This is a genomic window from Metabacillus niabensis (assembly GCF_902829255.1).
GTDB lineage: Bacteria > Bacillota > Bacilli > Bacillales > Bacillaceae > Metabacillus > Metabacillus niabensis.
In genome coordinates this window covers 1-1,556 of the sequence record NZ_CADEPK010000252.1, presented here as the reverse complement: position 1 = coordinate 1,556, position 1,556 = coordinate 1, and the positions used below count along the sequence as shown (strand labels likewise).

Below are 1,556 nucleotides of genomic sequence, written 5' to 3'. Positions count from 1 at the left end.
TATTAAGCCCATACGATATATTATATTTCCTAGATACGATTATTTTATTACTTCTTGTTTTAACGAAGGCCGTAAAACCTGAAACAACTAAAGTAAAAAAACGAACTGTTTTTATCGTATTTAGTGCAGCTGTTGCGATTTTTGCGGTAAATTTAAGCTTAGCTGAAACAGACCGACCACAGTTATTAACAAGAACCTTTGACAGAAACTATATTGTTAAATATTTAGGTATGTATAATTTCACGATTTATGATGCAATTAAGAGTACTGGCGATTCTGCACAACGTGCGATGGCCGATTCAAATGATATTACTGAGGTAACGAACTATACTAATGCAATATATGCAGAGCCTGATCCAAATCTTTTTGGTGTAGCAAAAGGTAAAAACGTTATTTATATTCATTTAGAATCACTACAAAACTTTATTATTAATTATAAATTACATGGTGAAGAAGTAACGCCATTCCTAAATTCTTTAGCAAAGGATAAAAACACATTCTATTTTGATAACTTTTTCCACCAAACAGGTCAGGGGAAAACAGCGGATGCTGAGTTTATGTTAGAGAACTCTTTATTTGGATTGCCACAAGGGGCAGCTTTCTCTACAAAAGGTCGCAATACGTATCAAGCAGCACCTGCGATATTAGGTCAACAAGGGTACACATCTGCAGTATTTCACGGTAATACTAAGACGTTCTGGAACAGAAATGAAATTTATAAATCTTTAGGTTTCGATCATTTTTATGACTTAAGCTATTATGATGCGGAAGACGATCAAGTGGTGAATTACGGCTTATTAGATAAACCATTTTTTGAGCAATCAATTCCAATGCTTAAATCATTAAAACAGCCATTTTATTCAAAATTCATCACAGTTACAAACCATTTTCCATATCCACTCGATCAAAGCTTAGCAACGATCGAGCCGCATACTACTGGTGATGAGTCTGTTGATAATTATTTCCAAACTGCACGTTATTTAGACGAAGCATTAGAACAATTCTTTAATGATTTAAAAGAGTCTGGACTTTATGATAACTCAATGATTATTATGTATGGAGACCACTATGGTATTTCTGAAAATCATAAAGCTGCGATGTCTAAAGTGTTAAATAAAGAAGTAGACAACTTTGAAAATGCACAATTACAACGGGTACCATTATTTATTCATATCCCGGGTGTAGAGGGTGGAACAATGCACCAATATGGTGGACAAATCGATTTAATGCCTACTGTTATGCATTTATTAGGAATTGATACAAAAGGATATGTTCAATTAGGTACTGATTTATTCTCACCTGAGCATCAAACTGTCGTACCATTCAGAAACGGTGATTTTATTACTGAGAATGTTACAGGGTTGAACGGAAAGTATTACGATACAAACACAGGAGAAAAACTAGAGAAAACAAAAGAAATTGAGCAATATGAAGAAATTACAGAAATGAAGCTTCAGATGTCCGATAAAATCGTTAACCAAGATTTATTACGTTTCTATACACCTGAAGGATTTACACCTATTAATCCTAAAGATTATCAATATACGGATAAAGAT

The 1,556-nt window shown here is 33.5% G+C and carries 1 protein-coding gene; it reads left to right on the top strand.

Features of this window, described 5'->3' with window-relative positions:
• Window positions 1-1,556 (top strand): LTA synthase family protein (locus HU235_RS15690; RefSeq protein ID WP_174880804.1); only part of this gene is annotated, 1,556 nt, incomplete at both ends.